Source organism: Haloferax sp. Atlit-6N (assembly GCF_003383195.1).
Classification (GTDB): domain Archaea; phylum Halobacteriota; class Halobacteria; order Halobacteriales; family Haloferacaceae; genus Haloferax; species Haloferax gibbonsii.
Window position 1 is genome coordinate 285,231 of record NZ_QEQJ01000003.1, and the last position, 13,266, is coordinate 298,496.

Sequence of the window (13,266 nt, forward strand, 5' to 3'; positions counted from 1 at the left end):
AAAAACGGGACAGACCGCGTCTCGGGTCCGTTTTTTCTCACGCTGTTCGTCCGGCGAAACCCACGCTCACGCGACCGCTTCGGTCGCCACGGCGTCCATCGCCTCGCAGAAGATGCCCACGCCCAGTTCGATTTCGCGCTCGGTGGAGTCGAGCGGGGGCAGGAGGCGAATCGTCTTCTTCCCGCAGCCGAGGGTGAGCAGGCCGCGGTCGAGCGCCGCTTCGACGACGGCGTCGCGGCGCTGTTTGGTGTCGAACTCGACGGCGAGCATCAGACCCTTGCCGCGCACGTCGACCACGTGGTCGGGCGCGTCGTCGGCGAGGAGTTCCTTCGCCTGCCGGCCGCGCTCGGTCGCGTTGTCGAGCAGGTCGTACTCCTCGATGGCGTCGAGCGTGAGCGCGCCCTGCATCGACGCGAGCAGGTCGCCGCCGCCGAACGTCGACCCGAGGCGGTTCTTCTCGGTCGGGAAGACGTCGGACCTCGAGACGGTCGCGCCGACGCGGAGCCCCTTCGCGCTGGCGATGACATCGGGTTCGATGGGGTAGTGGTCGGCGGCCCACATCTCGCCCGTCCGCCCGACGCCCGACTGAATCTCGTCCACGACGAGCGGGATGTCGTAGGTGTCGCAGACGTCGCCCACCTCGGCCATGAACTCCTCGCTCGGGAAGCGGTAGCCGCCGACGCCCTGAATCGGTTCGAGAATCGCGAACGCGACCTCGTCGGGGTTGACGTGGCCGCCCTCCGGCGAGAGCGAGTTCCGCAACTGCGACCCGCCACCCGCGAAGAAGCCGCAGTCGCAAGAGTCCGCCGAACAGCCAGAATCCGAGCAGAACGGAACCGTCTCGATGCCCGCGACTTGCGGGTAGTGGCGGGTGTAGACCTCTTTCGATTTCGTGAGCGAGAGCGTCCCGAGAGTCCGGCCGTGGAAGCTCTGGTCGAAGGCGTAGCCGTACTTCGCGGGGGCCTTGTGGTCGTGCGTTATCTTCATCGCGTTCTCGACGGCCTCGGCCCCGGAGTTCGACAGGAATACCGTGTCCATCCCGTAGTGAGAGGACACGTCGGTGAGCTTGTCCATCAGGTGGCTCGACCCGGGGAACTCGGCGGTTTCGGGGTCCGGTCCCGCGCCGAAGTACATGTCTTGGCCGGCGATTTTCATCGGTTCGACGAGGTCGAACTCCCGGAGCTTCGACAGCACTTTCTCGTTGTTGTAGCCGAGCGGCGCGGCCCCGATGTGGCAGGTGAAGTCCAAGAGGACGTTGCCGTCCACGTCGGTGACGAACGGACCGTCGGCCTCGGCGGTCACGTCCCAGACGAACTCGTGGGAGTACTCGCTGGGCGCGGCGTGCTTGTGGTGGAACTCGACCCACTGCTTCGCGTTGGGTCCGGGCAGCGCTGCTGCGTCCGGTTCTGCGGTATCCCGATCCATACACAGGATTTGTTGATACCGTACATTAAAACTTGGTATCATAGGAGCTACCACACATCACGGTTCGCGATCCGCCTCGGCGACCGCGCCGGCGGCGCTCTCGGTCGGTACGGGCCTTCGTAGAATGGAGATGACGGAGACGGGGACAGAGATGGGGACGGAACCGCGTTCGGCTGGAGTCGGCGTCAGTCGTCGTCGTGGCTGGAGACGTTCGCGGCCGGTGCCTGCCCGCCGGTCGACTCCGACTTCCCCCAGAGGTTCGTCTCGTCTTGGAGGAGCAGGCTTCCGTAGTCGTCTTGGAAGGTCCGGATGAGCCCGAGCGTCGCTATCACGCAGATGACGGCGAACGGCGCACCCGTGATAATCGCCGCGGACTGCAGGGCGTTCACGCCGCCGACGACCATCAGGATGGACGCCACCGCGCCCTGGAGGACGGCCCAGAAGATGCGGTTGAGCGCGGACGGTTCCTTTTTACCGCCGGTCGTCATCATCGACACAGCCAGCGTCGACGAGTCGGCGGAGGTGACGAAGAACGTCGTCACGAGCACGAGGAACCCGAACAGGAGCAGCGGTCCGACGATGGGGAGATTGCCGAAGAGGACGTACCCCGAGACCGCTTCGCCGTACTCGGAGACCGGCCCGAGGACGTTCGCCGCGCCCGTGTGCTGCATGATGACGCCCGCGCCGCCGACGATAGCGAACCACGGGACCGTCGCGAGCGAGGTCGCACCGATGCCGGCGAACGCGACCTCGCGGACGCTCCGACCGCGCGAGATGCGGGCGATGAACAGGCCCGCGAAGGGCGACCACGCGAGCGGCCAGAGCCAGTAGAAGACGGTCCACGCGTTGACCCACTTACTGGCGCTGGTCGCGGTGGCCTGCGTGAACAGGCTCATCTGGAAGAAGTCGCCGATGAAGCCACCGGTCGCCTGCGTGCCGAGTTCGAGGATACGGAAGGTCGGCCCGAATATCAGCGTCGCGAGCATCAACAGGGTGAACACGACCATGTTGAAGTTCGAGAGCCGTCGAATCCCCTTGTCGACGCCCAGCACTAACGAGATGGTGAAGATGACGACCATGCCCGTGATGACGAGGATGGTTCCCACGTCGCCAAGTTGAATTCCCCACTGGAAGTTCAGGCCGGTGATGAACTGGCTTCCGATGAAGCCCAGCGAGGTTGCGACGCCGCCGAGGGTCGCGAACACGGCGAGGATATCGACGGTTTTCCCTATCGCGCCGTCGACGTTGTCCGCACCGAGAATCGGCGTCAGGACCGCCGACACGCGAAGCGGCGCGTCGTAGTTGTAGACGAAGTAGCCAATGGCGAGACCCATCACGGTGAAACACGACCACTGGGTCAGACTCCAATGGAAGATAGAGTACTGGACCGCCAGCGGCATCGCCGCCGAGGACTGGGCCTCGGCCCCGTACAGCGGCGGGACCGTCGAGTAGTGGAACAGCGCCTCCGCGGGACCCCAGAAGACGATACCCGCCGCGAGGCCGGCGGAGTACATCATTGCGAAGTACGAGAGGAAGCCGTACTCGGGGTCCTGGTCTCCGAGCTTCAGGTTACCCCACGGCCCGAAGATGACGAAGCCCAAGAACAGGACGAACCCGAGCATCGCCAACAGGAAGAACCAGTTGAACGTGGCGAGAATCCACCGGCGAATCCCGAGGACGAAGTCGTAGGAGGCCTCCGGATTGAGGCTGAACGCGCCGACGAAGAGCAGCGTTATCGCCGCGCCGAACGCGAACACCACCGGCTCGATTTCGTCGAGGAACTCACTCACGACGCCGTTTGAGGAGCTCACCGCCGACACCCCCCGTGCGTAATCGCCCCGTTCGACCCCGTCTGAACGAGACTGCCACCTCCCGACTGACTGGTCGAGGCCCGCGCCTCGAACTGTGCGCCACGATGACCGTTGCACCCGTGTGCTGTAATGTGGTCTGTCATACTATCGCTCCGACGGACACCATGCTACGTGATGTCTCACATCACGACAAGTGCAAACATTACCATAAAATTTGTGGTTATCGGTGACGCCGAGAACGAAATCCGTTTACAAACGGTCGGAAAGTCGGACGTCGACCCGCTGCAGTCGTGCGCTTTCCCCGCTGCGTAGCGCCTCGCTCCGCCCTCGACCGGTGCGTTCACACGAACTGTAGACGAGACTTCGGAATACCCCGGCTATCGCCCCGATTCGTCCGGATATTCGGCCCGTTCGTAACGCTTAATCGAATTCGTACACGCGTTCTGTATATGGCAAACGACGCCGACGGAACGGACGGCACCGACGACCTCGCCTACGCCGCCGACCGCGGCCGCGGCATCCTGACGCCGAGCGACCGCGAGTTCCTGCTCGGCCGGAAGACCGACTACACCGACCACTCGAAAAAGCAGAAGCGAAACCGGATTCGACGCCGCCTCCGCAACGCGATACTCGATTTCACCATCCTGTTCGAGTCGCTCGAAGACCGCGACCGCGAGACGGTGTTCAACCCCGACGCCGCCGACCGCGAGGCGTACACGCGGGGCATCACCGACATGCTCGCGTTCCTCCACCTCGGGACGATGGGCTACTACACCCCGTTCAAGGACATGCTCTCCGAGGGCGTCAACAAGGCCGAGCAGGAACTGGCCGGCTCCGACTACCGGATGGTCACGGTGGATTTCAACGTCGAACCGGTCGGCCAAATCGACGTCGACGCCGTCATCGACAAACTCGAACGCGGCGCGTTCGACCAGCTCACCGACGAGGAACTACAGGCGTTCGTCAGGCTTCTGGCGGAGTCAGACGACTTCTCGGCGACCGACCTGCGCGCCGATATGAAAGCCCAGATGTCCGAGTTCGTCGAGCGAATCGACGCCGCGAACGAGCGGCGCGACCGCCGAGTCGACGAACTGAACGACTGAGCCCCGGTTCGACTGGGCCGCGAATCTCCCGGGCGTCCGGGCGGCGCCGCCACGCGCTGCGGCCTACCCGAGATACGCTATCGCGTCCATCTCGACGCGAACGTCGCCGGGCAGGCGCGCGACCTCGACGCAGACGCGCGCCGGCGGCACCTCGTCGAACCGCGCGCCGTACGCCTCGTTGACCCGTTCGTAGTCGTCGAGGTCGGTGACGTACACCGTCAGTTTCACCGCGTCGTCGAGGCCGTCGCCGCCGGCCTCGGAGACGACGGCCGCGATGTTGTCGAGCACGCGGTCGGTCTGTGCTTCGATGTCGCCGTCGACCACCTCACCCGTCTCGGGGTCGACCGGGCCGTAGCCCGAGACGTAGAGCGTGTCGCCGGCGACGACGCCCTGCGAGTAGGGGTTATCCGTACGCGGGGCGTCGTCCGTGATAACTCGTTCGGGTGGCATCGTGGTGTTCGACCGTGGTTAGACTCGTTGCGTTTCGGCCGTGACCGCTTCGATGCCGTCGGTGATGACGTCGAGCGCCGTCTCCGCGAGGTCGTGGGTGAGCACGAGCGGCGGGAGCAGTCGCAGGATGTTGCCGTGCCGGCCGGCCTTCCACACCAGTACGCCGCGCTCGAAGCAGTACTGCTGGAGCGCGTCGGCCGCCTCGCCGTCGGGGTTGCCCTCGGCGTCGACGAACTCCGCGCCGATGAACAGGCCCTTCCCGCGAACGTCCACGATTCGGGGGTTGTCCTCCGCGACCTCCGAGAGCCGGCCGCGGATGTACTGGCCGAGGTCGCGGGCGTGCGCGAGGAGGTCGTGTTCCTGGATATACTCGATGGCGCGGGTGCCGGCGCGCATCCCGACGACGTGGCCGCGGTACGTGCCCGCGTGGTCGCCCGACCCCCACGTGTCGAGGTCCTCGTGGTAGATGGTCGCCGACAGCGGGAAGCCGGTCCCGCCGAGCGCCTTCGCCGAGGTCATCACGTCCGGCGTGACACCGTACCACTCGCTCGCCCACCACTTGCCGGAGCGGCCGAGGCCGCTCTGAATCTCGTCGAACACGAGGGGAACGTCGTTGTCATCGGCGATGTCGCGGAGGCCTTTCAGGAACCCCTTCGGCGGGGTGACGACGCCGCCTTCGCCCTGAATCGGTTCGACGAAGATGCCCGCCGGGTTGGCGAGGCCGCCGTAGGGGTCCTCGAAGATGGCCTTGACCTCTTCGAGACAGTGGTCGACCGCCTCCTGCGGGCCTTTACCCATCTCGACCGTGTTCGGGTAGGGTGCGTGGACCACGTCGGGGAGGAGCGGCGAGTAGTCGCCCTTGAACTTCTTGTTGCCGGTGAGGCTCATCGCGCCGCTCGTCGCGCCGTGGTACGCGCCGCGGAAGGCGACGAGACCGGTCCCTTCGGTGTTGTACTTGGCGAGTTTGATGGACGCCTCGATGGCGTCGCTCCCCGTCGGACCGCCGAAGACGACGCGGTTGTTCCCGCGCAGTCCCTCTGGCGCGATTTCGTCCAACTTCTCGATGAGGTCGAGTCGGGCCTCCGTCGGGAAGTCGACGGTGTGGACGAACTTGTCGGTCTGCTCGTGGACCGCCTCCAACACGTACGGGTTCGAGTGACCCACGTTGAGCACGCCGATACCGGCGAACATGTCGATGAAGGTGTTGCCGTCGGCGTCGCGCACCGTCGCACCCTTCCCGCTTTCGAACGCGATAGGGATGTCCTCGGGATACGAGACGGCGCTGCTGTCGATTCGCTGCTGTTTTTCGAGGAGTCGCGTCGATTTCGGCCCCGGAACGTCGCCCACGTTCGGTGCGTCGTCGAAGTGCAACTCGTGAATCGGCGGACCTGCGACCATGCCTCAACCCATGTAGAACAGTCATAAATAATTTGTCCACGCTTCCTATTGATGACGTACACAGTATTCGGTTTCGACATCGGCCACCCGCGGTGATTTGGTTAGCGACGTAACAGTAACCACAATGGATTTGTGCGAGGCAAGTCCTTCTTTTTCCAATGTTACACGCAAAAGGTCCGCTGCTCACGGTCGACTTAGGAAACGAGACCAGTCGGACGGAAGACATCGACGAGATTCTCGAATCCTACGTCGGGGGTCGCGGAGTCGCCACCCGCCTCGCTCACGAGCGCGTCTCATTCGACGTTGACCCCTTCAGCCCGGAGAACCGCGTCTACTTCAGCACCGGTCCGATGCAGGCGTCGAACATGAGTTTCACCGGTCGCACGAACTGCACCAGCGTCTCGCCGCTGACCGGTGGCCTCTGCTCGTCGAACGCGGGCGGGTTCGTGTCGCGGAACTTCGCGGACGCGGGCTACTCGGCGGTCGAACTCACGGGCGCGAGCGACGAGTTGGTCGTCCTCCACGTCACAGACGAGGGCGTCGAGTTCGAGTCCGTCCCGGACCTCGCCGGCGCGACGGTCCCCGAGACGGTCGCGTACCTCGACGACGAACACGGCATCGAAGCCGACCGGACGATGGTCGTCGGTCCCGCCGGCGAGAATCTCGTGCGCTTCGCCTCCATCATGACGAGCGAGGAGCGCGCGTTCGGCCGCGGCGGTCTCGGTGCCGTCCTCGGGTCGAAGAACGTGAAGGCGCTCACCTTCGGCGGCGACTCCGCGCCCGACATCGAGATTCCGTCGTCGCAGATGGAGATTCACCGCGAGGCCGCCACCGACGACCACATCATGAAGCGGCAGGGGACCGTCGCCGTGCTGGACCTCGCCAACGAGATGGACGGCCTCCCGTCGTACTACTTCTCCGAGCGCCACTTCGAGGGCGCGGAGGGAATCAACGGCGACGCCATCGAGCAGAAGAAGTACAAGAAGGGCACCTGTTCCGCCTGCGCGTTCGCGTGCAAACTCCCCACGAGAGACGAGGAGGCGGGCGTGGAAACCGAGGGCCCCGAGTTCGAAGTCACTATGGCGTTCGGGTCGAACTCCGGCGTCGACGACATCGTCGAGGTGATGAAGTCGAACGAGCTGTGCGACCGCTACGGCCTTGACGCCATCTCGGCCGGCAACACCGTCGCGGCCTACCTCGCCAGCGAAGACGAGTTCGGTAACACCGACCTTATCCACGACCTCGTGGAGAAAATCGCGCTCCGGGAGGGAATCGGCGACGACCTCGCCGAGGGCATCGCCCGCGTCCACGACGACCTCGGCGTGGAGAACTGGACGGTCAAGGGGATGGACTTCGCCGCCCACGAGGGGCGGGTCCTCCACGGACAGGGTCTGTCGTACGCCGTCGCCAACCGCGGCGCGGACCACATGTACGCGGTGTTCTACTCCCAGGAGTACCCGCTCGTCGGCAAGGACGACGCCTACCCACCGGAGGGGTTCGAGGGCAAGCCCAAGCGCCTCATCGAGAAGGAAAACCAGATGGCGCTCAACGACAGCGGCATCGTCTGTAAGTTCTCGCGGGACTTCATGACTCCCGAGCGCTACGAGATGCTGTTCGGCGCCGACTTCGAGGACCTGCTGGCCGTCGGCGACCGCATCGTCACGCTCGAACGGCATTTCAACAACCAGCGCGGCTTCGACCGCGGCGACGACACGCTCCCGTACGCCGACGAGTTAGACGGGTTCGAAGCGGCGCTCGAAGCGTACTACGAGCGTCGCGGATGGACTGACGACGGCGTCGTCCCGTCGGGCAACGTCCCGGCGTAACGCGCCCGATTGACCGACTCGCGTCGATCCGACGAACGTTTCTCACTTCTCACTTTTCGCTTCTCACACTCACCCTTCGTTCGCCTCGTCCGCTTGAGTCCGATATAGTTCCGCGACGCCCTGTTCGAACCGCTCGGCGGCGCGTTCGAGCAGTTCCACCTGCGTCGCCCGCGTCTCCTCGTCGATAACGTAGGCGGGACCGCTCAGATTCAGCGACCCGTACACCTCACCCCGCGGCGACTTCACGGCCTTTCCGATGGCCCAAAAGCCCTCGACCGCCTCGCCGCTGTTCTCGGCGTACCCTTGCTCGCGGACCGTCGCCAGCTCCGCGAACAGTTCCTCTTCGGTCGTGATGGAGGCGTCCGTCGCCGCTGGCAGTCCCCAGCGGTCGATGATGTCTCGCACTCGCGTCTCCGGGTACTCGGCGATAATCGCCTTCCCCGAACTCGTCGTGTGGACGTGAAACGGACTGCCGTCGATGAGAAAGCGCGGGGAGTTCGCGAACTCGAGGTCGCCGTACAACGAGACGATGCGGCCGTGTTCTTCGACCGCGAAGTCCGCGTCCATCGACGACTCGCTGTCGAGCCACGAGACGGTCTCTTGGGCGACCCGGTAGTAGTCCTTGCGCGTTCTGACGTAGTCGCCGAGGTGGCAGAACTTCGCACCTAACTGGTACTCGTTGTCGATGTTCACGACGTAGCCGTACTCCGCGAGCGTCTTGAGGTGGGCGTGGACGGTGCTCTTCGCGAGATCCGTCGCCTCGACCAACTCGCCCATCGTCGCTCCCTCCAGTTCGAGGATGTGGTCGACGAGCGCCAGCGAGGCGGCGGTCGTCTTGAGCACGCCGGACGGGTCGTGTCTATTCATGGAGGGGAATCCACGGTCAGGGGTTAAAGATGTACCTCCGTTTGCGGGGGCCAGCCATACCGACCAGCGACCGAGACTCGATGCTGAACGTCCGGGGGTAAACGACCGGTCCTTTCTGCTCGGCGACGCAGTTGGTTCCGGAAAGCCGAACGTTTATACGTTCTCTCTGAGATTGACAATAGTTAACACACGTCTTAGAGATGTTTACGAAGAATACATATTGGAATTATCTGTTTTTCGGCGGGGGAACCGACTTGCCTCTATATACGTATTCGGAAGTTAGGAACGCCGAGTCTCCCGAGACGCGTGAGGTTCGAATTTACGGGCGAGTGAGGGCTTGAGACCGCCTCACTCGTCACGGCTTTCGGACGCGTGAACGTTTAAGTGAGGTCGCGGACTGGGCGATGCCACCGAACTAACATCCGCACCACGTGTCGGCGGTCCGTGGTCTCGGCTTTCGTTCTCGGTCGGTTCACGGCGAACTCCCGTCCGTAGCCTCGTGACAGAATTATTATGTTCGTGGGGTCTCTCGGGGGGTTACGTCTCTCGCCGACGGGGTTTCTCCCCATCCTCATTACAGACATAACTGTGTAATTCTGACGCCCCGGCCACCCGTCACGAAGTCTGTCCGGTCGGGTGGTGGGGGGCGGTGCCGTTATCGCGTCGCCTCGAACGCCGTCTGCGCCGCTTCGAGCACCTCGTCGTGTGCGTGTCCGTTCGACGCGACGAGACCCGGCTGACCCGGTCCCCACCTGTTTCCGTGGAGGTCGGTTACGGTTCCGCCCGCGCGTTCGACGAGGTAGGCCCCGGCCACGGTGTCCCACGCGTTCGGTTGTTCGTCGAGCCCGACGACGGCGTCTATCGACCCGTCGGCGAGGCGCGAAAGCGTCAGTTGCGTCGTCCCGAGCTTCCGCATCTCGCCGAACGTGCCGAAGATGTCTCCCGCGAGTCGCTCGATTCCCGGCCGGTCACCGTCCTGATACCGGAGCGTCGAGGAGACGAGAAACGCGCTGGTGTTCGACTCGTCGTTGACCGTGATCGGCCGCCCGTTTCGCTCGACTCCCTCTTCCGTGGCGATGTAGGTGTCTCTCGTCTCGGGAGAGACGTTCACCGCCGCAATCGGCGTCTGGTCTTTGACGACGGCGACGCTCGTCACCCACTCGCGGGCACCTCGGGTGTAGTTTTGCGTCCCGTCTATCGGGTCGATAATCCAGGCGTATCCCGACTCGGGGACGGTCTTCAGTTCGTCTTCCTCCTCGCCGACGACCGCGTCGTCGGGGAATCGCTCTCGAATCGTCGAGATAACCCGCCGTTGTGTCTCGCGGTCGACTTCCGTGACGAGGTCTATCGCGTCGCCTTTCTCCTCGATATCGAGTTTGGTTCTGAAACGCGCCGACGCGTGGTCGGCACCTCTCTCCGCGGCGTCGATTGCGACTTCCTCGCGGGGGTCCGTGTCCATAGCGACTATGTACTACACGGCGAGAAAAAGCCTCGGACAGCGGTCAAGCCTTCGCGGTCTTTTGCCGAATACGCGACGGGAGTTATAGTGGCGTTTGCAAGTCAATGCGTACTCAATCGCACGCTGTCGTGCGATTAGATGTGTAACCAGTTGCAAACGCTACTATAGCTGTCGGTTAATTTCTCTCGTGGGTGTACGTGTTCTGAGGGTCACAACGTGCCGACTCGCGGTATCTCGACCGTTCTTCCTCTTAGAACGACCATCCGCGATTCGATACGAGTACGGCACCCCCCAGAGCAGGGCTCTGCGCCCACCCGTGACCCTTCTCCCGAGGTCACGAGTTAGCGCGTGGCCGAAATCAGTCTCTGTAGCGCCTTATTCGCGACTTCACTATCGCTGTGATGAATCACCAAGCGAGGTCGCTACTTGTGGGGGTCGTGCCGAAAGGTGCGGTCGAAGGATCCGATGCATTCTGTCTTCCTGTGTGTATTGGAACTCTCGACGCAGCGGTCTCTTCAGCGCCTGAAGTCTCGGTACTCGAACGAAATCGACCGATTCTATTACTACTTACAATATTTCGTGGCTCACTGTGTTCCCGCTGAACGCCGGGACTGATGGTGAGATGGGCTGCACACCGATCATCTGTTGGAGGGTACGCTGAGACGGTCTCTCCGGCACTGTTCCCTTGACTAATTTGTGGACTGCTCTGGTTCGCCCTGCGTGAGTGGTGGCGCTGTCTATTGGTGAAATCTCAATCGACGCGGATAATCGCGGAGAACTGCCTCGTGTAACCGTTCTTCTGGCCTTTTTCTCCCGTAATACCGTCGAGCCTCTCGACAAAGCCGCGCAAAGTTCCCATCCTCCGAAGTTGTGGCCGTACCGATCCTCAATTTTGTATAGCTATATGTGATTTATTAACTCATCGCCAGCTCATCTACCAATACTACTAATCCTCGTTGTCTGTAGTAGACAACGATACTAGTATTCAATTCAAATATATTTCATAATCGCCGATTGTCTCGAAAACCCCGGATTCAGATTCGGATTGGTCGGCGGAGGCCCGGTTTGGGTGCTCCGGCCCGGGAGTTGTGGACCGAACAAGCAACTCGCAGGTGAGACATCGGAATGTAGTGGTTGGCTGTTCCAGTGCGTCGCCAGTTCGGTACTGCGACTCGATGTTGAACCATCAAGCGTTAGTTCTGGAAATAGCTTCTTCGGCCCTCACAGTTCTATTCTACGAGGTTCGGGGTGTCGATCTCCTGTTTTCACTCGTCTTGTACCGCAATACGATAGTCGGGGATTCATAAATTGTATAGCGCAATATCATCTGTTGCCATGGAGATCGCTGACTCGGAATTCATTCTGGATTCTCAGCCCATTTTACAATATAGAATAACACAGCTATCTGTGTAATGGTTCCAGTACGTTTTCACCCCCTCGAATGTCCCAAAATCAAACGTTCTGACTCCTCAAAAGGCATCGAACACACAGAATGGACCAGATCGATATCCGATTCGTAGCACAACTGCTTTGGACAACGAAAATGAACACGCTTAGTATGCGAACCGGTGTCATCATCGCCGGCGGGTACTCGACGCGGTTCGGTGCGGAGGACAAAGCAGTCGCTTCTCTCGCTGGGACCCCTCTCATCCGTCGCGTCGCCGACCAGATGGTCGGTGTAATCGATAGCCTCGTCGTCAACTGCCGACCGGAACAGGCTGATACGCTCCGAACCGCGCTCGACGGTTACGACCACCCGATAACGATTGCAGAAGACGCAGAGTGCGACGAGGGGCCGATGGCGGGAATCCTGACCGGTTTGCGGGCCGTGGAGACGGAGTACGCGTTCGTCGCCGCATGCGATATGCCCTTTCTCGAACCCGCGCTCATCGACAGACTGTTCGAGCGGGCGGGCGGTCACGACGCTGCCGTGCCGCGGGTCGGTGACGGCTGGTTCCAGCCTACTCACGCGGTGTACCGTGCCTCGGCGATGGCCGACGCTTGTGAAACCGCGCTAGCTGAAGGGAGCCACAAAATCATCGACCCGCTGTTCACGCTCGACTACGTCGTCCTCGGGGAGGACGAGGTGCGCGAGTACGCGAGCCTCGATACCTTCGAGAACATCAACACCCCCGAAGAGCTCGCTCACGCGGCGGAACAGTTGCGCTAGCGTTCTACGGCGGCCACGACGGGGTCAGACGCCGTCAACTGCGTCAGTACGACGCGTGGGACGTCCGACTGAGCCAGAACGTCCGAAGCAATCTCCCGTGCGACAGCCTCGAGGGCCGCGTCGTCGACCTTGTTCAGCACGGGAATCACTGTCGCACCGTCGGGGACATCCGCGTGGCCGCCACGTTCGCTGGTGAGTACTGTTGCGACGTCGGACGGGCGGATCGTGTCGCCGAGTTCGAGGTCGGTGAGGGTGGTGACCCGCTCCGGGCGGTGGACGCACGCTTCGGTAAGCGGTTCGCCGACCGCGTGGACGCTGGCGATGGGGAGGACGGTGTCGGCAGTCTCCGGGAGTTGTGGTTCGCGGTCACCTGGTGCCTTGAACTCGCGCATCCGCGCGCCGTCGGCCTTCACCAGCACGGCGTCGGTGGCGTCCGATTCTCCGATGGCGTCGACCACGTCGGGGTCGTACCCGCGGTAGCGGTCGTCGCGGTCGCGGTCGGGAACGACGCCCACCGGCCAGTCCGCCACCCGTTCGAGCGCGGCAGCCGGGCGCTCGGTCACGACCACGTCGGCGACGTGCTGGTCGAAGGTGGGGATGCGGACGGTGGCCGTCACGACGGCGCGGTCGAGTTGACGCGCCAGCGCGTACAGTGTGGACTTTTTACCGCCCGCGCCGACGACGCAGACCACGCCGCTTCGAGCGCAGAGCAGATCGGCGAGCATCATATTCGCTCCACGGGTAGTGTACAGTTCGC

General features: G+C 63.0%; 10 protein-coding genes. 3 read left to right on the plus strand and 7 right to left on the minus strand.

Features of this window, described 5'->3' with window-relative positions:
• Nucleotides 1–66: 66 nt before the first annotated feature.
• Together DEQ92_RS13615 and DEQ92_RS13620 are read right to left on the minus strand one after the other, a co-directional pair.
• Nucleotides 67–1,425, minus strand: a complete 1,359-nt coding sequence (locus DEQ92_RS13615; RefSeq protein WP_115805559.1) for an aminotransferase class III-fold pyridoxal phosphate-dependent enzyme — start codon at nucleotides 1,423–1,425, stop codon at nucleotides 67–69.
• A 185-nt stretch (nucleotides 1,426–1,610) separates the two neighbouring features.
• Entirely contained in the window at nucleotides 1,611–3,245 is a 1,635-nt protein-coding gene (locus DEQ92_RS13620) for a BCCT family transporter (RefSeq protein WP_049968809.1), read from the minus strand.
• A gap of 440 nt (nucleotides 3,246–3,685) precedes the next feature.
• Between DEQ92_RS13620 and DEQ92_RS13625 the strand changes: the two genes are divergently transcribed.
• Complete coding sequence (locus tag DEQ92_RS13625; RefSeq protein ID WP_008097264.1) at nucleotides 3,686–4,339, plus strand: hypothetical protein; 654 nt, start codon at nucleotides 3,686–3,688, stop codon at nucleotides 4,337–4,339.
• A 63-nt stretch (nucleotides 4,340–4,402) separates the two neighbouring features.
• Here the strand turns inward: DEQ92_RS13625 and DEQ92_RS13630 are convergent, their stop codons facing one another.
• Both DEQ92_RS13630 and DEQ92_RS13635 read right to left on the minus strand, forming a co-directional pair.
• Complete coding sequence (locus DEQ92_RS13630; RefSeq protein ID WP_115805557.1) at nucleotides 4,403–4,789, minus strand: Rid family detoxifying hydrolase; 387 nt, start codon at nucleotides 4,787–4,789, stop codon at nucleotides 4,403–4,405.
• Nucleotides 4,790–4,807: 18 nt separating this feature from the next.
• Nucleotides 4,808–6,187: an aspartate aminotransferase family protein gene (locus DEQ92_RS13635; protein WP_008097269.1), complete on the minus strand. Its 1,380-nt coding sequence runs from the start codon at nucleotides 6,185–6,187 to the stop codon at nucleotides 4,808–4,810.
• 158 nt (nucleotides 6,188–6,345) lie between these two features.
• Between DEQ92_RS13635 and DEQ92_RS13640 the strand changes: the two genes are divergently transcribed.
• Nucleotides 6,346–8,013: an aldehyde ferredoxin oxidoreductase family protein gene (locus DEQ92_RS13640; RefSeq protein WP_008097271.1), complete on the plus strand. Its 1,668-nt coding sequence runs from the start codon at nucleotides 6,346–6,348 to the stop codon at nucleotides 8,011–8,013.
• A gap of 69 nt (nucleotides 8,014–8,082) precedes the next feature.
• On the opposite strand, the gene DEQ92_RS13645 is transcribed toward DEQ92_RS13640, so the two are convergent.
• A complete protein-coding gene (locus DEQ92_RS13645) occupies nucleotides 8,083–8,880 on the minus strand; it encodes an IclR family transcriptional regulator (RefSeq protein ID WP_115820967.1) in 798 nt (265 codons plus the stop codon).
• 655 nt (nucleotides 8,881–9,535) lie between these two features.
• The gene (locus DEQ92_RS13650; protein ID WP_115820968.1) at nucleotides 9,536–10,339 is read right to left on the minus strand and encodes an inositol monophosphatase; all 804 of its coding nucleotides are present in this window, start codon (nucleotides 10,337–10,339) and stop codon (nucleotides 9,536–9,538) included.
• A 1,558-nt stretch (nucleotides 10,340–11,897) separates the two neighbouring features.
• Between DEQ92_RS13650 and DEQ92_RS13655 the strand changes: the two genes are divergently transcribed.
• Nucleotides 11,898–12,509: a molybdenum cofactor guanylyltransferase gene (locus DEQ92_RS13655; RefSeq protein ID WP_008097293.1), complete on the plus strand. Its 612-nt coding sequence runs from the start codon at nucleotides 11,898–11,900 to the stop codon at nucleotides 12,507–12,509.
• Here the strand turns inward: DEQ92_RS13655 and yqeC are convergent.
• Nucleotides 12,506–13,237, minus strand: coding sequence for a selenium cofactor biosynthesis protein YqeC (gene yqeC / locus DEQ92_RS13660; protein ID WP_115820969.1), 732 nt, complete (start codon nucleotides 13,235–13,237; stop codon nucleotides 12,506–12,508). The genes DEQ92_RS13655 and yqeC overlap by 4 nt on opposite strands.
• Nucleotides 13,238–13,266 lie beyond the last annotated feature (29 nt).

What these genes read in the sequence shown, in the direction of transcription:
- DEQ92_RS13615 (WP_115805559.1), bottom strand. Translation starts at nt 1,425, where the DNA reads ATGGATCGGGATACCGCAGAACCGGACGCAGCAGCGCTGCCCGGACCC.
- DEQ92_RS13625 (WP_008097264.1), top strand. Translation starts at nt 3,686, where the DNA reads ATGGCAAACGACGCCGACGGAACGGACGGCACCGACGACCTCGCCTAC.
- DEQ92_RS13630 (WP_115805557.1), bottom strand. Translation starts at nt 4,789, where the DNA reads ATGCCACCCGAACGAGTTATCACGGACGACGCCCCGCGTACGGATAAC.
- DEQ92_RS13635 (WP_008097269.1), bottom strand. Translation starts at nt 6,187, where the DNA reads ATGGTCGCAGGTCCGCCGATTCACGAGTTGCACTTCGACGACGCACCG.
- DEQ92_RS13640 (WP_008097271.1), top strand. Translation starts at nt 6,346, where the DNA reads ATGTTACACGCAAAAGGTCCGCTGCTCACGGTCGACTTAGGAAACGAG.
- DEQ92_RS13645 (WP_115820967.1), bottom strand. Translation starts at nt 8,880, where the DNA reads ATGAATAGACACGACCCGTCCGGCGTGCTCAAGACGACCGCCGCCTCG.
- DEQ92_RS13650 (WP_115820968.1), bottom strand. Translation starts at nt 10,339, where the DNA reads ATGGACACGGACCCCCGCGAGGAAGTCGCAATCGACGCCGCGGAGAGA.
- DEQ92_RS13655 (WP_008097293.1), top strand. Translation starts at nt 11,898, where the DNA reads ATGCGAACCGGTGTCATCATCGCCGGCGGGTACTCGACGCGGTTCGGT.
- yqeC (WP_115820969.1), bottom strand. Translation starts at nt 13,237, where the DNA reads ATGATGCTCGCCGATCTGCTCTGCGCTCGAAGCGGCGTGGTCTGCGTC.